This window comes from Microbacterium sp. NPDC028030 (assembly GCF_040637855.1).
Taxonomy (GTDB): Bacteria; Actinomycetota; Actinomycetes; order Actinomycetales; family Microbacteriaceae; genus Microbacterium.
The window spans coordinates 852,581-876,723 of sequence record NZ_JBEZXF010000001.1; the positions used below are offsets into that span (position 1 = coordinate 852,581).

Below are 24,143 nucleotides of genomic sequence, written 5' to 3' on the forward strand. Positions count from 1 at the left end.
CCCGGAGGAGAGGAGCGATGATGCTCGGACCGAAGAGAAGAAGGACCGCGAGAGGAACCGCAGCGGCAGCGGCGATCATGGCGATGGTGCTGGGCGTGCAGACGCCGGCGTCGGCTGAAATGCCGGACGGCATCGACTGGGATCCCGCCACGATCGCCTCGGTGTACGCGCCCGCCGAGGGGTACTACTCCTATGCGCCGTCGGTGGTGCGCGATGGCGACACGGAGTGGATCTGGACCTGTCACAACGACGAGTTCCGTGTGATCGAAGACCACATCTACCTGACGAAGCGGGTCGACGGCGTCGTCGTCAGCTCGGAGTCGGTGCTCCAGGCCTCGACCGGGGCGTCGTGGGACAGCTTCCACACGTGCGACCCCAGCGTCGTGAAGGGCCGGTTCGACTGGGATGGCACCCGTTACCGCTACGCGATGTTCTATCTGGGCAACGATGTCGACGCCAGCGCTCACAACCAGATCGGTGTCGCGTTCGCCGAGGATCCTGAGGGTCCGTGGCTCAAGTACCCGGACCCGATCGTCACGACCCCGGACACCACGAGCTGGGGGGCGGGTCAGCCGACGGCGGTCTCCGTGTCCGGCGCGTCGGGCCGCGTGATTCTGGGGTACACCCGCGGCGATTCGTCGACGAGGGCGTACGTGGTGACGGTCGACCTGTCGAAGGTGGACCGGCTGCGTGTCTCCCCCGAGCGTCAGGTGACGAACGCGGGGCTCACCGGCGCCGACGGAGCGCCCGACTACCTCAATGGCTTCGACATGGCGATCGACCGGTCACGACGGGAGATCATGGTCGTTCGGGAGCAGCATCCCTACCCTGGCGACAATCCCTGGTGGATCGGACCATCGGTGCAGGTCGACCGGATGCCGTTGAGGCACTTCCTGCGGGGTACCGGCACCTGGGTGCCGTCCGGCGACATCGACGAAGAGCTCACCGGTTTCGACCGGGTCCACAATGCGGGACTGGTTCGCACCTGGACGGGGGAACTGCCGGCACCGGATGCACCGGAGGTGGTGTTCACCAGCTCGTGCTCGAGCCTGCCGACCGTGGACGACCAGGATTGGAGCCAGGCCACGTGCGACTCCCTCTACTCCTACGACCTCTGGTCGATAGCCGGCACCCGCTGACCGGGGCGGTGTCTCAGTCCGCGCGCAGCGGGCGGAGCGTGCGGGCGTAGTCCTCCTTGAGGACCGCGAGGTGCAGCCACGCCTCGATGCGCGTGACGCCGGGCAGTGCCCGCAGGCGTTCGAGGCTCGCATACAGCGCCCCGGCGGACGGCTCGACGAGTGTGGCGACCGCGTCGAACCGTCCGAGGGTGCGCGCGGCGAAGTCCACCCCGCGGCCGCGGCGCAGCTCTTCGATCACGGCCTCGTCGTCGTCGCCGAGGGTCATGCCGACGCCCATCGAGAGCTGCCGGTGCGCGAGGCCCCGTGCCTCCACCGCGCTGATCTTGATGACCCCGGCGTCGATCAGGCGCTGCACCCTCGTGGCGACGGCGCTGGGCGAGAGGCGCACCTGCTCGCCGAGGGCGCGGAAGCTCATGCGCCCATCGGCCTGCAGGTGCTCGATCAGGGCTTCGTCGGTGGTGTCGAGCGTCACCCCGCCGTGGTACTCCGAGACGAAGAAGCCCTTGATGACGGTGGAGTAGATGATCGTGTTGATGTCGAGCACCCCGGCGCTCGCGCGGATACGGGCGAGCAGGTCGTGCAGCTCCGACATCGACCCGACGCGCACTTCGGTGACGATGTCATGGGCCCCGCCGACCGCCGACACGAGCACGGTCTCGCTCATGTCACGCAGATGCTCCGCCACGACCTCCACAGCCCCGTCGGTGCGGATCGACACGTGGGCGAGCACGTGCTGGCCGAGGAACACCGGGTCGACGGCCGCGACCACCCGCACCGTGCGATCGGCGAGCAGGGTGCGAAGCCGGGCGGCCACCACGGCCCTCGACTGCCCGACGCGCGCGGCGAGGGAGCGGATGCTGGCCCGGCCGTCCTCCTGCAGGGCGCGGATGAGTTCGGCGTCGAAGTCCATGCTCTCCCCCATCTCGTCAGTTTCCCGCGATCGCACGCCTGTCCGTGCACATCTTCAGTGTATGAGGGTCGGCAACGGAGGGGAAGGCGCGGAATGCTGAAAGCAGTGGCCATTTCTCCAGTGAATGCTCACTATCACTGGAGTTCTGACCTTGCCGAAGCGCGCCGTCCTCCGTAGCATCCTTCGCTATCCGACATCTTCCGCAAAGGAGCGGGCACCCCATGACCACCACCCCCACCAGCGGCACCCACAGCCGGGCACGCCGCGCCGGTATCGCCGCCTTCGTCGGCACCACCATCGAGTGGTACGACTTCTACGTCTACGCGACAGCGGCCGCACTCGTCTTCGGTCCGCTGTTCTTCCCGAGCGGCGACCGCCTGGCCGAGACCGCAGCGGCCTTCGCGACCTTCGCCGTCGCCTTCCTCGTCCGCCCGCTCGGCGGCATCATCTTCGGCCACATCGGCGACAAGCTCGGCCGCCGCACCTCGCTCGTGATCACCCTGCTGATGATGGGCGCGGCCACGGTGCTGGTCGGTTGCCTTCCGACCTACGACAACATCGGCATCCTCGCCCCGATCTTCCTGATCCTGCTCCGCGCGGTGCAGGGTCTCGCGGTCGGCGGCGAGTGGGGCGGCGCTGTGCTCATGAGCGTCGAGCACGCCCCCGAGAAGTCCAAGACCTTCTACGGCGGCTTCACTCAGCTCGGCAACCCGGCCGGTGCGCTGCTCGCCTCGGGCATCTTCGCGATCATGACCCGCATGGGCGACGACTTCATCATCAACGGCGGCTGGCGCATCCCGTTCCTGCTGTCGATCGTGCTCGTCGGCGTCGGCTTCTGGGTCCGCTACCGCGTGGAGGAGACGCCGGTCTTCGAAGCGAAGGTCGAGGGCCGCAAGCAGTCGATGCCGCTGGCCTTCGCGCTGCGCACCAACTGGCGTCCGATCCTGCTGGGCATCGGCATCCTCCCGATCTCCACCGGGGGCTATTACCTGGCGACCACCTTCGCCACCGCGTACGCCACCGGCGACACGGTCGCGATCAGCGAGCAGGTCATCCTCGACGCGATGACGATCGCCTCCTTCGTGGAGTTCGTCGTAACCCTTCCCGTCGCCTGGCTGGGCGACAAGTGGGGGCGCAAGAACGTCATGTACATCGGCCTGATCACCTCGGTGCTCACGTTCGTGCCGTTCCTGCTGATCTTGCCCGGGCGCATCGAACCGCTCATCTTCCTGTTCGCCTCGCTGGTGCGCATCGCGATGAGCGCGACCTACGCGCCGATCGCGGCCCTGCTGTCGCAGATGTTCCGTCCACAGGCGCGCTACACCTCCATCGCGCTGTCCTACGGTGTGGGCGCCGCGGTCTGGGCCGGGTTCTCGCCCTGGTTCGCGACGCAGCTCATCGCCTGGACCGGCAGCATCTGGTCGGTCATCGCGATGTTCATCGGTATGGCCCTCATCGCCGGTGTCTGCACGCGCCTCGCACCGCAGCACTCCGACGAGGCCCCGGTGACGGCGTCCTTCACCGCCCGCACGGACACGACGGCCAACCGGCTGCCCTGACCGTACCGACTCGACGGCCCGCCTCCTCCGCACGCCCCCACCGCGAACAGGTTCCCCATGAGAAAGCTCACCCCCTTCGACCGCTCGGCCCAGACGGCTCCCACCCTCCTGACCGCGCGCGCGATCCACACGGCGGATGCCGCTGCCACCACGGCGACGGCGATGCTGACCGACCGCGGGCGGATCCTCGCGATCGGCACCCCCGCCCACTGCGAGGCGGCGGCGGAGGGGGTGGGCCTCTCGCCCGAACGCATCGACCTCGGCGACGCGGTCGTCGTCCCCGGCTTCGTCGACGCCCACGCGCATCCGCTCATGTTCGGACAGATGATGAGCTGGGTCGACTGCGGGCCGGAGAAGGCGGCGAGCATCCCGGAGATCGTCGCGCTGCTGAAGGCCGCAGCCGCCGACCTTCCACAGGGACGACCTGTGCGCGGCTACGGCTACGAGCAGCGCAACCTCGCCGAGAAGCGCCACCCCACGCGCTTCGAACTCGACGAGGTGGCGGCCGATCGCGAGGTGTACCTCATGAACGCCTCGGGCCACGGCGGCGTCGTGAACTCGCACACGCTGGAGATCAACGGCGTCGACCGCGACACCCCGAACCCCGACGGCGGAGAGTTCTTCCGCGATGCCGACGGCGAGCTCACCGGCGAACTGTCGGATGCGGCGTGCAACATCCTCACCGGCGTCCACGGGGTGAAGATCGGCCACCACGGTCCGAACTTCCATCTCGCCGACGAGCCGGAGGAGCATCTGCGTCAACTGGATGCCGCGACGCAGCGGTTCCTCGCCGGCGGGGTCACCTCGATCGGCGACTGCCAGGTCACGCGTCGCGAGTTCGACATGTATCTGCGTCTCGCCGAGTCGGGGCGCCTCGAGCTGCGCGTGTCGATGTACCTCCTGTCGCACCTGCTCGATGAGGCGCTGGAGATGGGTCTGGTCGGCCAGTTCGGCAACGCGCACCTGAGCTTCGCCGGCATCAAGTTCTACGCCGACGGCACGCTCGGCGGGTGGACGGCGTACTTCCCTGACGGCTACGTGGGCGACCCGTGCCGCACCGGCCAGCTGTACCACGAGCCCGCCGAGTACGAGGAACTCATCCGCAAGGCGCACGCCGCCGGCCTGCAGACGGCGACGCACGCGCAGTCGCCCACCGCGATCGAGATGGTGGTGTCGGCGATCGAGACCGCGCTCGCCGAGCATCCCGACCCCGACGCCCGCCACCGCATCGAGCACTGCGGCCTGCCGACGCCCGAGCAGATCGAGCGCATGGCCGCCTCCGGCATCCGTCCGGTCAACCAGACCCAGCACTACTTCAACTGGGGCGAGGGGGTGGAGGAGGCGATCGGCACCCCGGGCGAGCGCTTCAACCCGCTGGGCGAGTTCGAGCGGGCCGGTGTGCCGTTCACGATCTCCTCGGATGCTCCGGTCGCCGAGCCGATCCCGCTCGAGGCGATCCAGACCGCGGTCACCCGCGTCACGCGCCGAGGACACACGCTCGGCCCCGACGACCTGCGGGTCTCGGCGCTCGCCGCCCTCCGTGCCCACACGATCGAGGGCGCCGTGTCGATCGGCCGCGAAGACGACCTCGGCTCTCTCGAGGTCGGCAAGTACGCCGACTTCGCGGTGCTCTCCGGTGACCCGCTGGCCGTGCCCGCCGAGGAGATCTCCGCGATCGAGGTGCGCGAGACCTGGGTCGACGGCGTCCGTCGTCACCGCCTGTGAGGATGTCACGATGAGCACAGACACCACGCCGGCAGAGCAGTACGCGGACACCGCCGGCCGGGCCGTCCTCGAGACGATCCGCGCCTACGGTGTGACCGCGATCTTCGGCATCCCCGGCACCCACAACCTCGAGCTGTACCGGCCGCTCGCCGACCTCGGCATCCGCGCCGTGACGAACCGTCACGAGCAGGGGTCGGGCTACGGCGCCGACGGCTGGGCGCAGCAGACCGGGCTTCCCGGCGTGGTCATCACCACCTCCGGTCCTGGCCTCCAGAACGCGATGAGCGCTATCGGCACCGCGTTCTGCGAGTCGCGTCCGCTCATCGTCCTCTCCCCAGGAGTGCCGCTGGGCGCCGAGTTCACCGACGTGGGCACACTGCACGAGACGAAGGATGCGTCGGCCATGGTCGGCGCCATCGCCGAGTGGTCGCGCCGGGTGAGCAGTGCCGCCGAGGCCGTCGAGGCCGTGCACGACGCGTTCGCGCTGTTCCGCGCCGGCCGCCCTCGCCCCGTGCACATCGAGATCCCCCTCGACGTGCTCGAGGCTCCGGCCGACGTCCCCGCTGAGGCGCGGCAGCCCCGCCCCGTGCCCGCCCGTGTCTCGGGAGACCCCGCCGCGCTCGCCGAGGCCGCGCGACTGCTCGCCGGGGCGACGACCCCGGTGATCCTCGCGGGCGGGGGCGCGACGGATGCCGCGCACGAGGTCACCGCGCTCGCCGAGCGTCTCGGCGCCCCGGTCCTGACGACCCTCAACGGCAAGGGCGTGGTCGATGAGCGGCATCCGCTGTCGCTCGGGTCGAACCTGCGTCTCGCCGCGGCCCGCGTGGTCGCTGAGGACGCTGACGTGCTGCTCGTGATCGGCTCGAAACTCGGCGAGGCGGAGCTCTGGGCTCCGCGGCTCGAGGCGCGCGGAAGCGTGATCCGCGTCGACATCTCGCCCGCACAGCGCGACAAGAACCTCGAGGCGACCGTCGGGATCACCGGCGATGCGGCCGCGGTCACCGGCGCGCTCCTGGAGCTGCTCCCGGCAGAAGCCCGCTCGGCGCCAGCGCTGGCCGTCGAACGAGCCGCGATCGACGCCGAGATGCGGGAGACCTCGCCCGAGACGGTGGCCCTGGCCGAGGTCATCGCCGATGCCCTGCCCGACGACGCGATCGTGGCCGGCGACTCCTCGCAGATCGTGTACCTGGCGCTGGGGAGCGTGCTGCGATCCGCGCGGCCGCATTCCCTCTTGTACACGCCCACCTACGCCACGCTCGGCTACGGCCTGCCCGCCGCGATCGGCGCCGCGGTCGCGCAGACCGAACGCCCGGTCGTCACGGTCATCGGCGACGGCGCCCTGATGTTCTGCGTGAACGAACTGGTGACCGCGGTCGAGCAGCGCCTGGATGCGACGATCGTGTGCGTCGACAACGGCGGGTACGCCGAGATCCGTCAGAACGAGGTCGACCGCGGCATGGCCCCGATCGGCGTCGACCTGGTGCAACCCGACTGGGCCGCGCTGGCCACGGCGTTCGGCGCGACGGGGCGCCGGGTGGAGCGGCGCGACGACATCGTGTCGAGCATCCGGGCCGCGATCGCCGACGGGGGAGTGCAGCTGGTGCACATCCCGCAGCACGCCGTCTGACGTCCGCCCCTTGAGAACACCCGATCCCGACGAACAGGAAGAGCAATGACCGAGAACGTGGGCCCCATCGACGCGTCCGTGAACCCCCGCTACTCCGGCATCGCGACCTTCGCGCGGCTGCCGCGGATCGAAGACGTGCCCCGCGCCGACATCGCGGTCGTCGGCATCCCGTTCGACTCGGGTGTGAGCTACCGCCCCGGCACGCGTTTCGGTCCGTCGCACGTGCGCGAGTCGTCGCGTCTGCTGCGGCCGTACAACCCCGCGCAGGACGTATCTCCGTTCCAGGTCGCCCAGGTGGTGGATGCCGGTGACATCCCGGTCAACCCCTTCGACCTCACCGAGGCCGTGACCGAGGTCGAGCGTGCGGCGCTGGCGCTCGGCGAGCAGGTGCAGCGCATCGTCACGATCGGCGGCGACCACACGGTCGCCCTGCCGCTGCTGCGTGCGGTAACGGCGAAGCACGGTCCGGTCGCGGTGCTGCACTTCGACGCGCACCTCGACACGTGGGACACCTACTTCGGGGCCCCCATCACGCACGGCACGCCCTTCCGCCGCGCGAGCGAGGAGGGGCTGATCGACCTCACCGCGAGCTGTCACGTCGGCACCCGCGGTCCCCTGTACTCCAAGCAGGACCTCGAGGACGACGAGCGTCTGGGCTTCTCGATCGTGTCGAGCGAGTACATCGAGGAGCACGGGGTCGAAGCCGGCATCGCCCGCATCCTGCAGCGCATCGGCGACAAGCCGCTGTACGTGTCGATCGACATCGACGTGCTCGACCCCGCCCACGCGCCGGGCACAGGTACCCCGGAGGCGGGCGGGTTGACGAGCCGCGAGCTGCTGCGGATCCTGCGCGCCCTGAAGCAGCAGAACATCGTCGGCGCGGACGTGGTCGAGGTGTCGCCCGCCTACGACCACGCCCAGATGACGGGCATCGCCGCGAGCCATGTGGTCTACGAACTCGTGACGTTGCTGGCCGCCCGCCTCGCCGCCTGAGCTCGCCGTCCGCCTGGCAACCGCGGGTCGTCAGGCGAACGAGGCGGCGAGCAGGTCTGCGCACTCTGCTCGCGCACGAGCAGGAACTCCCTCCGTCCAGGTCGGTCAGCTCCGGACGAATGGTCGGATGCCCCGGACGACCCGTCGGGCGACGGCATCCGGATGCTGCGAGCGTGGAACCATGACCACGACAGCGCCCGTTCCCACAGTGCCGCCCACTGCTGCCGCCCGCATCCGCTACGGCGGACTGATCGTCCTGATGATGATGGGTTTCCTGCTGGTCACGGCCGAGTTCCTCCCCAACGGCGTGCTCACCGAGATGGCCGACGGGCTCGGGGTTACTCCCGGTCAGGCCGGGCAGACGGTGACGGTCACGGCGCTGGTCGGACTCCTGGTGGCTCCGACGATCGGCCTCATCTTCCCGCGTCTCGACCGTCGTTCGCTGCTCGTGTGGATGGCGCTCGCCGCCGCGGTGTCGAACCTGATCGTTGCGATCTCACCGAATCTGATCATCGTGCTGCTGGCGCGCTTCCTGCTGGGGGCGGCGATCAGCGCCTTCTGGGCGATGTCGATCACCGTCGCCGCGCGGCTCGCCGGACCCGAGAACCTCGGCCGCGGAGTGATGTTCACCTCGGCCGGTGTCTCGCTCGCGACCGTGGCAGGCGTGCCGCTGGGCGTCATGCTCGCGGAGCTCGTCGACTGGCGGATGGTGTTCGCCATCGCGGGTGTGCTCATGGTGCTGCTCTCCGTGGTGCTGCGCTTGGCGCTGCCCTCGGTGCCGGCGGAGCGTGCGTCGAGTCTGCGCCTGCTCGTCGACACACTGCGTCGACCGGGCATCGGGCTCGGCATGGTCGGGCACGTGCTCGTGGTGCTGGGACACTTCCTCGCCTACACCTACGTGCGCCTGGCGCTCGAGCGGATCCCCGAGGTCGACGCCTCGACCATCGTCGTGCTGCTCGCCCTGTTCGGCGTGGGTGGGCTCCTCGGCAACATCACGATCGGGCTCGTGATCGACCGCACGTTCGTGTTCTTCGCGGTGTTCGCTCCCCTCGTCATCGCCGTGTCGGTCCTGTCGATGATCCTGTTCTCCGGATCGATCGTCGGTGTCGGCATCGTCGTCCTCGTGTGGGGCTTCTTCTTCTCCTCCTGGCTGATCGTCGTGAACACGTGGGTGGGGCACCGCATGCCCGACCGTCTCGAGGCGGGCGGCAGTCTCGTGGTCGTCGGGTTCCAGGGCGCCATCACGCTCGCGGCCGGCATCGGCGGCCTGCTCGTCGACACGCTCAACGTCGAGTTGGTGTACGTGATCGGCGCCGTCGCGCTTCTCGCCGGTGCGGTGCTGTTCGGGGCGTCGAACCGGGTGAGCAGCAGGGGGTGACGGCCGTGCCGGGCGGCGGCGTCAGGCGGGGATCGGCGTCCGATTCGCCAGGCGCCACGACGAGGGGGTCAATCCGGTGCGGCGCCGGAACGCCCGGCTGAACCCCTCGTCGGAGGCGTAGCCCAGTTCGCGGGAGACCTCCGACACGGAACGTCCGGCCTCGAGCATCCGCTTCGCCGCGTCGATCCGCACCTCGGTGACGTAGTCGGCGGGGGAGCGGCCGACCGTGGTGCGGAACCGCTCGGCGAAGGTCGACCTCGACATGGCGCCGATCGCGGCGAGACGCTCGACCGTCCAGTCGCGGCCCGGTTCCTCGCGGATGGCATCGACCACGCGATCGAGGAACGGGTCGGTCGACAGCGAGGGCCAGCCCGTCGGCGCGCATCCGTTCGCCGCCCATGCGCGGATGACCGACAGCAGTACGGTCGTCGCCATCATGCGGCAGATGATGGGGTCACCCTGGCGGGCGGGCTTCTGGGAGTGATCGACGACGCCCATGTTCAGGGCGAGGGCGGCAGCCGCAGGCTCGATCGCGTCGAATCCGGTGACGGTGAGGAACGGCGGCAGCAGGGCGGGCAGCGGCGACGTCGCATCCGCGAGTTGGATGTCGGCGATCATGAGGCTCGTGTCGTCCTGTGCTTCGAGCACGAACGGCGACCCGCCGAGGGTGAGGAACGCGTCGCCGGCGACGAGCGCGTCGTGCCGGGCCAGGGGATCGACCGTGAGGCGCCGCGACCTCGGATCCACGTCGAGATGGCATCCTTCGCCGAGCGGAGGATGCCCGACCACGCCGCCGTGCACGATGTAGACCAGGGTGATGGTGTCGGTGGGGATCGGGAGCAGCCCGCCCGCAGGCAGCGAGGCGCGTCGGCCGATGCCGACGCGCAGGTCGACGGAGCCGAGCACCTGCGAGAGCGCATCCGCATCCACTGTCACCATGCCTTCGGCAACGTCGTCGCGATGCCCGGTATTCCGGCAGGTTCAACCATTCGGTTGATTCGAGGGGATGATCGCCCGGATACGGTGGGAGGACCCCCACCCGAGGAGTCCCGTGTTCCGCACACCCGACCGTCTGTTCCGAGTTCTCGCGATCGCCGAGGCGATCACCTGGACGATCCTGATCGGCGCGATCATCGCCCGCGCCGTCGGCGCTCCCGGGGTCATGGTGACTGTCGGCGGCGGCATCCACGGTTTCGTGTTCCTCGCCTACGCGGCGACCGCGATCCTCGTCGCGCTCAATCAGCGCTGGCACCTCGGTGTCGGCGTCCTCGCCGTCGCGAGCGCCGTTGTCCCGTACGCCACCATTCCGACCGAGATCTGGCTGCATCGCTCCGGCCGCCTCGAGGGGACCTGGCGTCTCGAGCAGACCGATGATCCGCGTGACCGCCGCTGGTACGACCGTGTGATGCGCTGGTTCCTGCAGCGTCCCTGGGTGCTCGCGGTCCTGCTCGCCGTCGGCATCGTCGCGCTCTACGTCATCCTGCTCCTGATCGGACCACCCGGCGGCAAGTGAGCCCGCCTCAGGTCACGGGGTGACGACGACCGCGTTGGCCTCGTTGACGTCGCCCATGATCTTCTCGGCGTCGTTGGCCGTGCAGTCCACGATCGTGTAGAGGCCCACTCCGGTCTGGGTGAACGCGCGCGCGGCCATGAGCCAGGAGCGGGAGCCCTCCACCGCGCTGACCTGGCGCATCTCGACGCCGCCGCTCCCGCCGGCCATGTAGCTGAACTCGCCGGTGGTCGCGACCGGAGTGATGTCGGCGGTCGGGGTCTCCAGCAGGACGCCGAGGATCGCGTCCGACGACGCGCTGTCATCACCCTCGACGATGGGCACATCGGTCAGGTGCCCCTGCCAGAACCGCACGGTGCAGGTGCCGTCGGCCGTGCCGTACGTCCAGCCGCCGTTGCCGTCGTCCGGGGAGACGGTCTCCCATCGCTCGTCGGCCAGGAATCCGTCGCCCCACTCGATGTAGGTGTCGCTCGCGAGGTCGAGTCCCTCTTCGAAGGTCAGTGTCGACCCCTGCGCGCCCTCGCTCGGCGCCTCCGACGGGCTCCCGCTCTCCGACGACGGCGCGGAGGAAGGCCCCGCCTCCGGGATCTGCGAGTACAGGCACCCGCTCAACGACACGACGGTGACCGCCGCGAGCGTCGTCACGGCCAGGAACCGGGGGATGCGGGAGGGGCGCGTCATGCCGGTCAGCCTAACGGGGTCGCGCTCACGTGTCAGCCGGACGCGACCCCGTTCTGCCGTCGACGTGGTGGTGTGCTCAGCTGCGCCGCACCGGCTGCTGCAGTTCGGTCACCCAGTCGGACTGGTCGTCGCTGATCGCGCGCACGTACAGCTCCCGGCACGGGCCGTCGTGCACGAGGCCGCGGGCGAGGATCTCGGAGTGGATCGCCTGCCAGCTCTCGTCGATGTGATCCATCGACCCGAGGTGGATGCCGCACACCGCTTGCTCCGCGGCGGGCAGCTCGATGATCTCGAACCCGTCGTGAGCCGGTCCGGAGTACGTGTAGCCGACGGTCACCCGGAGCCCGTCGTCGAGCGTCTCGTACTGCGCGATCGGGGTGGCCAGGGAATGGTCGTCACCGATGATCTCCGCGACCGTGTCGAACGCGGGGCCGACCACTCCGGCGACCGATGGCTGATCCGCGACGGTCGTGCGGATCGCCGCCAGACGCGCCGCGGGGAGGGGCTTCTCGATGATCTCGATCTGGGACATGTGGTTCTCTCTCTCGATGAGGTGGAGACGCCGTTCCACATCGACGAGTCTCTCCGCGGCGATCCGGTGCTCCTGCTCGACCTCGGCGCGACGGATGCGCAGCAGGGCGGCGATGCGATCGGCATCGACTCCCCGCTCGAGGATCGACGAGATGTCATCGAGTCCGAATCCCAGCTGGCGCAGGGCGACGATCCGATGCAGTCGTTCCAGTTGTGAGGGGTCGTAGGACCGGTATCCGCTGAACTCGTCCACCTGGGCGGGCACGAGCAGCCCGGCTGTGTCCCAATGCCGGAGCATCCGGTGGGTCACCTGGCCGATCTGCGCGAACGCTCCGATGGACAACATGTCTCTGTTCTCCCGTCTGCCACAGTGTCAGGGTCAAGTATCGCTTTCGGGATGTGCGGATCGATATCGCGGCGAGTTGTGGAACCTCCGCGACCGTATATCGATATTTCGTTTTCGACCCCTGATCTGGCACTTTGAATGTCAGTGGTCCCTGATTGACTCGAGGTATGGCAGCACTGGCGGACGCGACGGTCGAGCAGGTGAAGACGCTTGCCGAGCTCGCCGACATGCTCGTCGGGTTGGAGCGCACGATCAGCAGTCTGCAGGCCGCGCGCGACGGCGTTCTCGCAGTCGGTTCCCGGCTCGCGCTGCAGGTGGCCGACGAGGCGGACCATCCCGATTTCGGCGACCTCGCGGCTCGCACGGTCGCGGCCGAGATGGCGGCAGCGCTGCGGGTGAGCGACCGCACACTGCAGGCGCGGATGACGGAGGCGGTGTGGCGGGTCGAGCGCTTCCCGCTGGTATGGGCCGCCCAGGGGGCCGGCCGGATCAGCGCCGCACATGCGCGGGCTATCTGCGATGCGGCAGAGCATCTGGAAGACGCAGCCGATCGCGACGCATACTCCGCCGAGATGGTCCCCTTCGCCGAATCGGAATCCCCGAACCGGGTGTCGCGGCACGGGCGGCGGGTCGCGGAGCGTTTCCAGTCCCGGTCGGTCGACGAGCGGCACAGGGATGCGCGAGAGAAGCGGTCCGTCTGGGTGAAAGAAGTCGGCGATGGTATGTCGCAGCTCGGTCTGCTCGGGCCGTCCACGCTCGTCCACGGTGCGTTCGAGCGATTGACGCAGATGGCGCAGACCGTGCAGAAGCCGGAACCTCCGGAGCAGGCCTCGGCGCAGGATCAGGATCAGGAGCCAGTGCAGGAACAGGAGGAGGCGGATCAGCGTACCGTCGCGCAGATCCGCGCCGACCTCGCTCTCGACTTGCTGCTCACCGGTGCTCCGGCGGGCCATGACACGAGCGACGGTCTCCTCGCCGCGATCCGCGGTTCGGTGTCGGTCACCGTTCCGGTCACGACGCTGATGGGAGAGGGTGCAATGCCGGCCGAACTCGACGGGCGCACGCCGATCGACGCCGCCTCGGCGAAAGCTCTTGCAGGTGCGGTGTCCGGATGGGATCGGATCCTCACGCACCCGATCACTGGCGCGCTCCTCGCGGTCGATCGCTACCGTCCTGGTTCCGAACTGAAACGGCATCTGCGGGCCCGAGATCAACGCTGCCGGTTCCCCGCCTGCGGGCACGCCGCCCGCGACTGCGACATCGACCACCATCACGATGCCGCCCGCGGCGGGCCGACCGCCGCGCGAAATCTGGGTCACCTCTGCCGCCGCCATCACGTGCTCAAGCACCATTCCCCGTGGGTCGTCGAGGTGCTCGGCGACGGTGCCTATGCCTGGACGAGTCCGACGGGCAGGGTCTATGTCGATCGGGAGCAGCCCCAGAACACGGTCACCTTCGTGGAGGAGCACGCCCCGGCGCCCTTCTGATTCGCAGCCTCAGCGGATTTCCGATCGGGCGCAGAGGGTCTCTGGATCCGTGTCGGCAAACTTGAGTCGACTCGTATCAAGTTGATTTGACACGCGCGATCGGCGGGCGTACAGTTGAGTCATCGCGACTCAGGTTTCCCTGATCGCCGCGGATTTCCGGGCAACGCGGACTTCTGCGCCACACGAACTTCTGAAAACGAACTTCCAACAAAGGAGAGAACACATGGCACGTGCTGTCGGTATCGACCTCGGAACCACCAACTCCGTCGTCAGCGTCCTCGAGGGTGGCGAGCCCAAGGTCATCGCCAACGCCGAGGGGTTCCGCACGACCCCCTCGGTCGTGGCCTTCACCAAAGACGGGGAGGTGCTCGTCGGTGAGACCGCGAAGCGCCAGGCCGTCACCAACGTCGACCGGACGATCGCATCCGTCAAGCGCCACATGGGCACCGACTGGAGCTTCGACGTCGACGGCAAGAAGTGGACGCCGCAGGAGATCTCCGCGCGCATCCTCATGAAGCTCAAGCGCGACGCCGAGGCGTACCTGGGCGACACGGTGACCGACGCGGTCATCACGGTCCCCGCGTACTTCAACGACGCCGAGCGTCAGGCCACCAAGGAGGCCGGCGAGATCTCGGGCCTCAACGTCCTGCGCATCATCAACGAGCCGACGGCGGCCGCTCTGGCCTACGGCCTCGACAAGGGCAAGGAAGACGAGCTCATCCTGGTCTTCGACCTGGGTGGCGGAACCTTCGACGTCTCGCTGCTCGAGGTGGGCAAGGACGACGACTTCTCCACGATCCAGGTGCGCGCCACCGCCGGTGACAACCGCCTCGGTGGAGACGACTGGGACCAGCGCCTGGTCGACTACCTGATCAAGCAGTTCAAGGAGACCACGGGTGTCGACGTGTCGGGTGACAAGATCGCCCTGCAGCGTCTCAAGGAGGCTGCGGAGCAGGCGAAGAAGGAGCTCTCCTCCTCCACGTCGACCAGCATCAACCTGCCGTACCTGTCGCTGACGGAGTCCGGCCCGGTGTCGCTGTCCGAGACCATCACCCGTGCGAAGTTCGAAGACCTCACGAAGGACCTCCTCGACCGCACCAAGAAGCCGTTCGAGGATGTCATCCGCGAAGCCGGCATCAAGGTCTCCGAGATCGACCACATCGTGCTCGTCGGTGGATCGACCCGTATGCCCGCGGTCGCCGAGCTCGTCAAGCGCGAGACCGGCAAGGACGCGAACAAGGGCGTCAACCCGGATGAGGTCGTCGCCGTCGGCGCCGCGCTCCAGGCCGGTGTCCTCAAGGGCGAGCGCAAGGACGTCCTCCTCATCGACGTCACCCCGCTGAGCCTCGGCATCGAGACCAAGGGCGGCATGATGACCAAGCTCATCGAGCGCAACACGGCCATCCCGACCAAGCGCAGCGAGACCTTCACCACGGCAGACGACAACCAGCCGTCCGTCGCGATCCAGGTCTTCCAGGGCGAGCGTGACTTCACGCGCGACAACAAGCCGCTCGGCACGTTCGAGCTGACCGGTATCGCCCCGGCTCCCCGCGGCATCCCGCAGATCGAGGTCACCTTCGACATCGACGCCAACGGCATCGTGCACGTGTCCGCGAAGGACAAGGGCACCGGCACCGAGAAGTCGATCGTCATCTCCGGCGGCTCCTCGCTGTCGAAGGAAGACATCGAGCGCATGGTGCGCGAGGCCGAAGAGCACGCCGCTGAAGACAAGCAGCGCCGTGAGGCGGCCGAAGTCCGCAACCAGGCCGAGACGCTCGCGTACTCCATCGACAAGCTGATCACCGAGAACGACGACAAGCTGCCTGAAGACGTGAAGACCGAGGTCAAGGCCGACGTCGACGCGCTCAAGACGGCTCTGGCCGGTGAGGATGACGACGCTGTGAAGACCGCGTTCGACAAGCTCAACCAGTCGCAGTCCAAGCTCGGCGAGGCCATCTACGCCTCCTCGCAGGCGGATGCCGCCGCCGGTGCTCCGACTGACGGCGAGGCCCCGACCGGTGACGCCCCCTCCTCCGAGGAAGACGTCATCGATGCCGAGGTCGTCGACGACGAGGACGAGAAGAAGTAACCATGACCGACAAGAACTTCGACGAGAACCAGAATCCTGAGTCCGCCGAAGGTCGCAGCGAGGGGTCGGATGCTCAGGCATCCGGCCCCGTGCCGCACCAGGACTCCCGTGAGGCGCAGGCCGCCGAGGGCTCGGACGAGACGCCGGTCGACGGCGCCGTGAATCCCGAGACTGCCGAAGACCTCACTGTCGACGACATCCTCGGGGCCACGCAGACTGGTGAGGCCGCGGCCGAAGACGCCGTGCTCGCCGACCTCGAGTCCACGCTGCTGAACGACCTCAAGCGGCTCCAGGCCGAGTACGCCAACTACCGCCGTCGCACGGAGGAGCAGCGCCAGATCGAGATCGAGCGCGCGAAGGGCGAAGCCGCCAAGGGCCTCATCCCCGTGCTCGACGACCTCGATCGCGCCGCACAGCACGGCGACCTGGTGGAGGGCACGCCCTTCGCCGTGATCGCCGAGAAGGTGCGCGCGGTCGTGGAGCGTCTCGGAGTGGTGGCCTACGGCGAGAAGGGCGAGGAGTTCGACCCCCAGCGCCACGAGGCCATCTTCCAGCAGCCGACCCCCGGCGCCGAGAAGACCACGGTGCTCGAGGTCGTCGAGGTGGGCTACCGCCTCGGTGACGTCGAGCTGCGTCCCGCGAAGGTCGTCGTCGCCGTCCCCGCGGAGTAGGTGATCGATGGCCAGCCAGGATTGGTTCGACAAGGACTTCTACAAGACCCTCGGGGTCTCCAAGGACGTCAGCGATGCGGATCTGAAGAAGACGTATCGCAAGCTCGCACGGAAGTACCACCCGGACTCCAATCAGGGTGATGCCAAGGCGGAAGCGAAGTTCAAGGAGATCAGTGAGGCCTACTCGGTGCTCTCCGACGCGGAACAGCGCAAGGAGTACGACGAGATCCGTGCCATGGGCTCCGGCGCTCGCTTCACGGCGAGCGGCCAGGGCGCCGGTGGGTTCGAAGACGTGTTCAGCCGTTTCGGCCAGCAGGGTCGAGGGCAGACCGCCGACTTCGAGGACATCTTCGCGGTGTTCAACCAGGGTCAGGGTGCGAGCTTCGGAGGCGGGCGCTTCGGGCAGCCGAGCGGTGGTTACCGCGGCTTCGGCGGTCCACAGCGCGGCGCCGACGTCACGGCCCGCACCACGCTCGACTTCGCGACGGCCGTGCAGGGCGAGACGATCTCCCTGCAGGGGGAGGACGGCAAGCCGTTCAAGGTGAAGATCCCGGCGGGTGTGGCGGACGGGCAGAAGATCCGTCTGCGCGGTCGCGGCCGCCCTTCGCCGGACGGCGGGGAGAACGGCGACATCGTGGTGCAGATCACGGTGCGCCCGCACCCGGTCTTCACACGCGACGGGCTCAACCTCCGTGTCGTGGTGCCGGTGACCTTCACCGAGGCGACCCTGGGCGCGACCATCGAGGTCCCGACCCTCGGGGGAGACGTGGTCAAGCTCCGCGTCGCACCGGGCACCCCCTCCGGGCGGGTGCTGCGGGTCAAGGGGCGAGGAGTCGCGACATCGAAGGGCACGGGCGATCTGCTCGCCGAGCTCCAGGTCGCGGTGCCGACGCACCTCGACGAGGCCGCACGTGAGGCTCTGGAGAAGTTCCAGGAGCTCGAACCCACGGAGAACCCGCGGGCCGAGCTCATGGCGAAAGCTCGGCGATGACCGACCTCTGCTGCCCCCGTGCCGACGCAGGCGTTCGCGCCGGATCAGGCCGTTCCGACAGGGATGTGCCTGATCCGGCGTTTCTGCCTGCGTGCGCGGGCGGCGGAGCAGCGCGTGCGCGAGCAGCACGTGGAGCAGGAAGCGGGAGTGGAGAGAAGATCCTGTGATGAACGCTGACACGCCTGTGTTCGCGATCGCGGCCGCGGCAGAACTCTCGGGCCTCCACCCGCAGACCCTCCGGCAGTACGATCGCATCGGACTCGTGGTACCAGGACGGACCACCGGTGGTTCCCGCCGCTATTCCCCCCGGAACATCGAGCAGCTGCGCGAGGTGGCGCAGCTCTCCTCCGAAGGCATGAGCCTCCCGGCGATCGCCCGTCTGCTCGACCTCGAAGATGAGAACAGGATGCTGCGGGGGCGGATCGCCGTGCTCGAGAGCGCGCTGCGCACCGAGCGCGAGAACCGGCCGGGCGTGCGGGTCTTCGCCGCGGGATCCGCGGGCGTCGTGCCCGTGCCTAGCGGTCGTCGCATCCGCCGCTCCACCGACGTCGTGCTCTGGGATCCGCGCGGGACCGCGTAGGTCGGGGATCTGCGTCCTCGGCGACGCGGGCGACTCGGGCGACCGATGCCCACAGGAGATGGAAAAGTGCGCTTCCTAGCGTGGACGCAGGGAACGACCCTGCTCCGCGCCTGGCGCGCGGGTGTCCTGCCACGAAGGAAGAACTCCTCATGACGAACACCAAAGCCTCCTCGTCCGCCCCCTCGCTGGGACTGCTGATCCTGCGCGTCGTGGTCGGCGCGATCTTCGCCGCGCACGGTGCGCAGAAGATCTTCGAGTTCACACTGCCCGGAACGATCGGCAGCTTCGCGGGCATGGGGATCCCGCTGCCCGAGATCGCGGCGCCGATCGTCGCCTTCGTCGAGCTCATCGGCGGCCTCCTGCTCATGCTCGGGCTCTTCACCCGCCCGGTGGGCATCCTGCTCGCGATCGACATGATCGTCGCGCTCGTCGCGGTACACCTTCCCGCGGGTCTCTGGGTGGGCGAGGGCGGGTACGAGTTCGTCGCCGTGCTCGGCGCTGCAGCGCTCGCGCTCGCTTTCACCGGCGCAGGGCGGTTCTCGGTCGACGGGGCATTCCTCCGCGGTCGAGCGCCGGCCTGGCTGAGCTGAACCGCGCCGGCCCTCAGGCGCCCGCCCCGTCTCGCTCTCGTGAGGCGGGGCTTTTCGTGCACCCGAGTTGACTTCTGAAATCGATTCCAGTTAACTGTCGATCGTTAACGGTACACGAAGGGGTGACGCAGTGGTCACGATGAGGCCCACCCGAGCGCCGGCGCTCGGAGATCAGCTGGCAGCTGTGCTGCGCGATCAGATCGTGCGGCGACACCTGCAACCGGGCACGCACCTGGTCGAGGACTCGGTCGCCGCGGAGTACGACGTCAGCCGAGGACCCGTGCGCGATGCCCTGCGCCAGCTCGAGTCGCAGGGACTCGTCGAGTCGCGACGGCGGGGCTTCTTCGTCGTCGGACTCAGCGAGAGCGACATCGACGACCTCTACGAGCTGCGCGAGTCCATCGAGCTCGTCGCCGTGACCCGCGCGATCGCTCAGGCGACGCCGGAACAGCTGCGCATCGGTCGCGAGATCGTCGAGGAGATGGTGGCGTGCGCCGACCGCTCGGCGGCCGCGGACTTCGCCGACGCCGACATGCGCTTCCACGCGCTCCTCTACCGCGTGGGCGGGAACCGTCGCCTGATCGACGTGTGGGAGGCCTATGAGCCTGTCTTCGCCAGCCTCATGCAGCTCACGGTCGAGGAAGACGTCGACCTGCACCCCTCGGCCCACGATCACGGACGCCTGCTCGACCTCATCGAGGAGGGCGACGTGGAGAAGGTGCGCACCGAACTCCGCGAGCACCTCGACGGCGCGCGGGGACGGATGAGCCACGCCGTCCAGGCCCTCATCGGACCGGAGACCGCGTCGGCGAGAGGCCTCGCCTCATGAGCATCCTCGAGGCGAGAGAGGCTGCAACCGTGCCGGCGGACCCCGTGCACGAAGACCCTCGTCCACGTCGGCGCTTCGTCGGCGTCGCCCAGTCGAAGGCCCTGCTCCTCCTCGCGATCCCGGCGCTGCTGTTCTACGGCTTCGCGGTCATCGTGCCGTCGATCCGCGGCGCCGTGCTCGCGTTCACGAACTGGGACGGCCTGTCGCAGAACTACGACTTCGTCGGCTTCGCGAACTTCGTGCGCATCTTCACGAGCGACAGCTCGCTCGAAGCGCTCAAGATGACGCTGATCTTCGCGTTCGCGGTGACGGTGCTGCAGAACGGGATCGGTCTGCTGCTCGCGCTCGGCGTCAATTCCGGGCTGAAGTCCCGCAACTTCCTACGTGTGCTGTTCTTCGCGCCCGTCGTCATCACACCGGTCGTGGTGGCGTACCTGTGGAAGTTCATGTTGACACCGGACGGCGCGGTCAACGGCGTCCTCGACGGCCTCGGGCTCGGCGACGTCGCGCCCAGCTGGCTCGGCGATCCGTTCTGGGCAGCCTTCTCCATCGTGATGATGGTGGTCTGGCAGCACGCCGGCTACTCGATGGTGATCTACCTGGCCGGGCTCCAGTCCATCCCGCAGGAGGTGAACGAAGCAGCGGCCGTCGACGGTGCGGGCGCGTGGCGTCGTTTCTGGTCGGTCACCTGGCCCCTGCTCGCCCCCGCCACGGCGATCAACGTGATGCTCACGATCATCGGTGGTCTGAAGATGTTCACCGAGGTGTTCGTCCTCACCGCCGGCGGGCCTGGGGGCTCGACCGAGACCCTCTCGACGCTGCTCTACAAGTCGGCGTTCCAGTTCAACGAGTTCGGCTACGGCATCGCGCTCGCACTCGTGCTCGCCGTGGTGGTCGCGATCTTCTCCGTCGGCCAGCAGCGTCTGTCCCGGAAGGGGAATGACTGATGTTCCGCTACACGAAGGGCGTCTTCGCCCGCGAGGTCCTGATGATCGGCATCGCGCTGATCTTCGTGTTCCCGGTGTACATCCTCGTGAACATGTCGCTGCGCTCGGCGAACGACTCCTCGTCGCCGCTCGTCCCCGCCGCTCAGCCCACGCTCGACAACTTCGTCCAGGCGTGGAATCAAGCCGGCCTCGGGACCGCACTCCTCAACAGCGCGATCGTCACCGTGACCAGCGTCGTGCTCATCGTCGCGATCTCCTCGATGGCCGCTTATCCGCTGGCACGGGTCATGTCCGGGCTGTCGACCACGCTGTTCTGGATCGTGCTCGCGGGCATGATGATCCCGTTCCAGGTCGCCCTCATCCCGCTGTACCAGACGATGCGCGACCTCGGGCTGCTGGGCTCTCTCGCTTCGCTGATCCTGTTCTACACGGGCAGCCAGGTGCCGTTCTCGGTCTTCCTGTACACGGGCTTCCTGCGCACGCTCGACCGCGATTACGAGGAGGCGGCGGCGATCGACGGCGCCGGCACGTTCCGCACGTTCCTCAGCATCGTCTTCCCGCTCCTGCGCCCCATCACGGGGACCGTCGTGATCCTGAACGCCATCGCGGTGTGGAACGACTTCCTCGTGCCGCTGCTCTACCTGAGCGGCACTCCGCAGCAGACCGTCACCGTCGCGCTGTATGCGTTCGTCGGGCAGTTCGTGTCGAACTGGCCGGTCGTGTTCGCGGGTCTCGTGATCAGCGTGGTTCCTGTGCTGCTCGTCTACTTCCTCATGCAGAAGCAGATCATCCAGGGCTTCGCCGGCGGGCTGAAGGGATGAGCGCGTTCGAACCCTATGCGCTGCGTGCCGACGGTCAGGACTCGCCGCAGGGCATCGTCGCGGCACCGGTGTTCTCGTGGCGCCTGCGCTCCGACCGGACGGGTGCGAGACAGAACGCGTATCGCGTCGTCGTCGCCGCGCGTCTTCCTGGCGGCGGCAGCGCGCGGGCCTGGGACTCCGGGCGCGTCGAGTCGACGCAGACGACCGGCATCCGCTACGCCGGCGCCCCGCTCGCATCCTCCGTCGACTACGACTGGACGGTCACGGTCGAAGACGAGACCGGCGCGGTGGTCGAGCGCGTCGCCGCGTTCGCGACCGGGATCGTCCATCCCGACGAATGGGCTGCGGCGTGGATCGGACGCAACCCGGTGTACCGGCACGTCGCTCTGCCGCCGCAGGACACGGACATCAGCTTCACCGTGAACAAGCTCCAGCCGGTACGACGGTTCGTCCGTCATTTCGACCTCGACGCCGTGCCGGCGGTGGCGAAGGTGCACGCCTCGGCACAGGGCGTCTACCGCCTGTACGTCAACGGCCACCGCGTGGGCGTCGACGAGCTGGCTCCGGGCTGGACCGAGTATCGGGACCGGATCACCTATCAGTCCTGGGATGTCACGGCCCACCTGCGTCCGGGCCGAAACAGCATCGCCGCTCTGCTCGGCGACGGCTGGTACGTGGGCTTCATCGGCACCGACCGTCGGCACCAGGCTCAGCACTACGGCACGGAGCCGGCGCTCCTCGTGCAGCTGACGATGGACGCGACCGACGGCGGTCGATCGACCCTCGCCACGGACGAGTCCTGGCGCGAGACCGCGAGCGAGATCCTCTACGCCGACCTGTTGATGGGACAGTACGAGGACTCCCGTCGTGCCCAGCCCGACTGGCACCTTCCCGACACCGACATCTCCGACTGGTCGTCGGCGGTGGTCGTGGGGACCGACGTCGATCGGCTCACCCCCGAGGTGGACCCGGGGGTCAGGGCGACCGCGACACTGCCGGCGGTCTCCGTCGAGGAGGTCGGGGAGCGGCGGCACATCGTCGACTTCGGGCAGAACCTCGTCGGCCGCGTGCGCCTGACCGTGCGGGGGCAGGCCGCGGGCACCCGGATCCAGCTCGATCACGCCGAAGTGCTCGACCACGGCGAGCTGTACACCGCGAACCTGCGAACCGCCGAGCCCCTCGACGTGTTCTGGACGAACGGCGAGACGGTGCAGGTTTTCGAGCCGCGGTTCACCCTGCACGGGTTCCGGTTCGCCGAGATCACCGGGCTGGAAGGGCCGCTGGACGCTGCCGACGTCGAGGCCGTCGTGCTGCACAACGACGTCGAGTTCCTCGGCGACTTCTCGTCGTCGGACGCCCCGCTCGATCGTCTCTTCCAGAACATCTGCTGGGGGCTCCGGGGCAACTTCGTCTCCATACCGACCGACTGCCCCCAACGGGACGAGCGTCTCGGCTGGCTCGCCGACGCCCAGGTGTTCGCGCCGACGGCCCTGGCCATCGCCGACGTCGGACCGCTCCTCCGGCGATGGATGCGCGACGTGCGCAGCGCGCAGAACGACGACGGTGCGTTCCCCGACATCGCGCCGCACCTCATCCACCTCCGCGAGGGCGCTCCGGCGTGGGGAGACGGTGGCGTCACGATCCCGTGGCACATCCATCGTGCGACCGGCGACCTGACTGTGCTGGAGGAGGCGGCGGACTCCATGATCGCGTGGGTGCGACACGTCGAACGGCACAACCCCTCCCTCATCTGGCGCGCACAGGTCGGCAACGACTACGGCGACTGGCTGCAGATCGGCGAGGAGACGCGCAAGGACGTGCTGTCGACCGCCTACTTCGCGCACAGCGCCGACCTCACAGCGCGCACCCTCCGACTCGTCGGCAGGGACCACGACGCCGACGACATCGACGAGTTGCGGGAACGGATCGCCGCCGCATTCGGGTCCGCGTTCATCGCCGCGGACGGCACCGTGGCCGGTGACACGCAGGGCGGATACCTGCTCGCCCTGTCGTTCGGGCTCCACCGCGACGACGCCGAGCGCGACCGCATCGCGGAGAAGCTGGTGGAATCCGTGCTGCGCCGCGACGTGTCCCTGACGACGGGTTTCGTGACCGTCGGGCTGCTGTGCCCCGTGCTCGCCGAGATCGGGCGGGAGGATCTCGCGTTCCGCCTGCTCCACAACGACCGCTACCCGTCGTGGCTGTTCTCGGTGCGCAACGGGGCCACGACGATCTGGGAGCGCTGGGACGGATGGACGCCCGAGCACGGGTTCCAGTCGGCTCGCATGAACAGCTTCAACCACTACTCGCTCGGCTCCGTCGGGCAGTGGTTCCTGTCGGGGATCCTCGGCATCACGCAGCAGAGCGATTCCGCGGGCTACCGCGACCTCAGGCTCGCGCCGCGGTTCGATCCGTTCCTCACCCACGCGCAAGGGGCGCTCGAGACTCCGCGCGGACGGGTCGAGAGCGCCTGGCGCCGCGAGGGCGACGAGATCACCTGGACGGTCACGGTTCCTCCCGGGGCGCCTGCCGTCGCCGAGCTTCCCTGCCGCTCGGCATCCGAGATCACGGAAGGAGGCGAGAACACGACGCACTCGCAAGGCGTCACCCTGATGGACCACGGCCAGGGGAGCATCCGCTTGCGGCTGGAATCCGGAACCTTCACCTTCCGTTTCCCGGCCGGATGACCCCCGCCACCCCGCTCACACCTGTTCCGGGGGCTCTCGCCCCCTTCCTGCA

21 protein-coding genes are annotated in these 24,143 nt (G+C 68.7%); 17 read left to right on the forward strand and 4 right to left on the reverse strand.

Annotated elements, in window-relative coordinates; genetic code table 11:
* Nucleotides 1-17 precede the first annotated feature (17 nt).
* The gene (locus AB0E56_RS04250; protein ID WP_359796897.1) at nucleotides 18-1,139 is read left to right on the forward strand and encodes a hypothetical protein; all 1,122 of its coding nucleotides are present in this window, start codon (nucleotides 18-20) and stop codon (nucleotides 1,137-1,139) included.
* A 13-nt stretch (nucleotides 1,140-1,152) separates the two neighbouring features.
* Here the strand turns inward: AB0E56_RS04250 and AB0E56_RS04255 are convergent, their stop codons facing one another.
* Nucleotides 1,153-2,061, reverse strand: a complete 909-nt coding sequence (locus tag AB0E56_RS04255) for an Lrp/AsnC family transcriptional regulator (protein ID WP_359796898.1) — start codon at nucleotides 2,059-2,061, stop codon at nucleotides 1,153-1,155.
* A 209-nt stretch (nucleotides 2,062-2,270) separates the two neighbouring features.
* On the opposite strand from AB0E56_RS04255, the gene AB0E56_RS04260 reads away from it, so the two are divergent.
* The 5 genes from AB0E56_RS04260 (at nucleotide 2,271) to AB0E56_RS04280 (ending at nucleotide 9,331) form a co-directional block, all read left to right on the forward strand.
* Complete coding sequence (locus tag AB0E56_RS04260; RefSeq protein ID WP_359796900.1) at nucleotides 2,271-3,608, forward strand: MFS transporter; 1,338 nt, start codon at nucleotides 2,271-2,273, stop codon at nucleotides 3,606-3,608.
* A 57-nt stretch (nucleotides 3,609-3,665) separates the two neighbouring features.
* Complete coding sequence (locus tag AB0E56_RS04265) at nucleotides 3,666-5,333, forward strand: amidohydrolase (RefSeq protein WP_359796901.1); 1,668 nt, start codon at nucleotides 3,666-3,668, stop codon at nucleotides 5,331-5,333.
* Nucleotides 5,334-5,343: 10 nt separating this feature from the next.
* The gene (locus AB0E56_RS04270; protein WP_359796903.1) at nucleotides 5,344-6,960 is read left to right on the forward strand and encodes a thiamine pyrophosphate-dependent enzyme; all 1,617 of its coding nucleotides are present in this window, start codon (nucleotides 5,344-5,346) and stop codon (nucleotides 6,958-6,960) included.
* Nucleotides 6,961-7,005: 45 nt separating this feature from the next.
* The gene (speB, locus tag AB0E56_RS04275; protein ID WP_359796905.1) at nucleotides 7,006-7,953 is read left to right on the forward strand and encodes an agmatinase; all 948 of its coding nucleotides are present in this window, start codon (nucleotides 7,006-7,008) and stop codon (nucleotides 7,951-7,953) included.
* A 181-nt stretch (nucleotides 7,954-8,134) separates the two neighbouring features.
* Nucleotides 8,135-9,331 carry an MFS transporter gene (locus tag AB0E56_RS04280; protein WP_359796906.1) on the forward strand — a complete coding sequence of 399 codons (1,197 nt, stop codon included), beginning with the start codon at nucleotides 8,135-8,137 and terminating at the stop codon, nucleotides 9,329-9,331.
* A 21-nt stretch (nucleotides 9,332-9,352) separates the two neighbouring features.
* On the opposite strand, the gene AB0E56_RS04285 is transcribed toward AB0E56_RS04280, so the two are convergent.
* Nucleotides 9,353-10,270 (reverse strand): AraC family transcriptional regulator, encoded by a 918-nt coding sequence (locus AB0E56_RS04285; protein ID WP_359796907.1) that lies wholly within the window; start codon nucleotides 10,268-10,270, stop codon nucleotides 9,353-9,355.
* A gap of 112 nt (nucleotides 10,271-10,382) precedes the next feature.
* Between AB0E56_RS04285 and AB0E56_RS04290 the strand changes: the two genes are divergently transcribed.
* Nucleotides 10,383-10,844 (forward strand): DUF3817 domain-containing protein, encoded by a 462-nt coding sequence (locus AB0E56_RS04290; RefSeq protein WP_359796908.1) that lies wholly within the window; start codon nucleotides 10,383-10,385, stop codon nucleotides 10,842-10,844.
* A 12-nt stretch (nucleotides 10,845-10,856) separates the two neighbouring features.
* On the opposite strand, the gene AB0E56_RS04295 is transcribed toward AB0E56_RS04290, so the two are convergent.
* Entirely contained in the window at nucleotides 10,857-11,522 is a 666-nt protein-coding gene (locus AB0E56_RS04295) for a hypothetical protein (protein ID WP_359796909.1), read from the reverse strand.
* A gap of 76 nt (nucleotides 11,523-11,598) precedes the next feature.
* On the reverse strand, nucleotides 11,599-12,399 hold the full coding sequence (locus AB0E56_RS04300; RefSeq protein WP_359796911.1) for a MerR family transcriptional regulator: 801 nt from the start codon (nucleotides 12,397-12,399) through the stop codon (nucleotides 11,599-11,601).
* 167 nt (nucleotides 12,400-12,566) lie between these two features.
* On the opposite strand from AB0E56_RS04300, the gene AB0E56_RS04305 reads away from it, so the two are divergent.
* The 10 genes from AB0E56_RS04305 to AB0E56_RS04350 all read left to right on the forward strand — a co-directional run bounded on the left by AB0E56_RS04305 (nucleotide 12,567) and on the right by AB0E56_RS04350 (nucleotide 24,091).
* The gene (locus tag AB0E56_RS04305) at nucleotides 12,567-13,886 is read left to right on the forward strand and encodes a DUF222 domain-containing protein (protein WP_359796913.1); all 1,320 of its coding nucleotides are present in this window, start codon (nucleotides 12,567-12,569) and stop codon (nucleotides 13,884-13,886) included.
* A gap of 223 nt (nucleotides 13,887-14,109) precedes the next feature.
* Nucleotides 14,110-15,975 (forward strand): molecular chaperone DnaK, encoded by a 1,866-nt coding sequence (dnaK, locus tag AB0E56_RS04310; protein ID WP_359796915.1) that lies wholly within the window; start codon nucleotides 14,110-14,112, stop codon nucleotides 15,973-15,975.
* Between the two features lie 2 nt (nucleotides 15,976-15,977).
* The gene (locus AB0E56_RS04315; protein WP_359796917.1) at nucleotides 15,978-16,646 is read left to right on the forward strand and encodes a nucleotide exchange factor GrpE; all 669 of its coding nucleotides are present in this window, start codon (nucleotides 15,978-15,980) and stop codon (nucleotides 16,644-16,646) included.
* Between the two features lie 7 nt (nucleotides 16,647-16,653).
* Nucleotides 16,654-17,637, forward strand: a complete 984-nt coding sequence (locus AB0E56_RS04320; RefSeq protein WP_359796918.1) for a DnaJ C-terminal domain-containing protein — start codon at nucleotides 16,654-16,656, stop codon at nucleotides 17,635-17,637.
* Nucleotides 17,638-17,803: 166 nt separating this feature from the next.
* Nucleotides 17,804-18,217: a MerR family transcriptional regulator gene (locus AB0E56_RS04325; RefSeq protein WP_183151216.1), complete on the forward strand. Its 414-nt coding sequence runs from the start codon at nucleotides 17,804-17,806 to the stop codon at nucleotides 18,215-18,217.
* Nucleotides 18,218-18,366: 149 nt separating this feature from the next.
* Nucleotides 18,367-18,807: a DoxX family protein gene (locus tag AB0E56_RS04330; RefSeq protein ID WP_359796920.1), complete on the forward strand. Its 441-nt coding sequence runs from the start codon at nucleotides 18,367-18,369 to the stop codon at nucleotides 18,805-18,807.
* Nucleotides 18,808-18,946: 139 nt separating this feature from the next.
* Nucleotides 18,947-19,636, forward strand: a complete 690-nt coding sequence (locus tag AB0E56_RS04335; RefSeq protein ID WP_359796922.1) for a GntR family transcriptional regulator — start codon at nucleotides 18,947-18,949, stop codon at nucleotides 19,634-19,636.
* The gene (locus tag AB0E56_RS04340) at nucleotides 19,633-20,583 is read left to right on the forward strand and encodes a sugar ABC transporter permease (protein WP_359796923.1); all 951 of its coding nucleotides are present in this window, start codon (nucleotides 19,633-19,635) and stop codon (nucleotides 20,581-20,583) included. Before AB0E56_RS04335 ends, AB0E56_RS04340 begins: the two co-directional genes overlap by 4 nt.
* Complete coding sequence (locus tag AB0E56_RS04345) at nucleotides 20,583-21,404, forward strand: carbohydrate ABC transporter permease (RefSeq protein WP_359796924.1); 822 nt, start codon at nucleotides 20,583-20,585, stop codon at nucleotides 21,402-21,404. The genes AB0E56_RS04340 and AB0E56_RS04345 overlap by 1 nt, the downstream gene beginning before the upstream one ends.
* Nucleotides 21,401-24,091, forward strand: a complete 2,691-nt coding sequence (locus AB0E56_RS04350; RefSeq protein ID WP_359796926.1) for a family 78 glycoside hydrolase catalytic domain — start codon at nucleotides 21,401-21,403, stop codon at nucleotides 24,089-24,091. Before AB0E56_RS04345 ends, AB0E56_RS04350 begins: the two co-directional genes overlap by 4 nt.
* Nucleotides 24,092-24,143 lie beyond the last annotated feature (52 nt).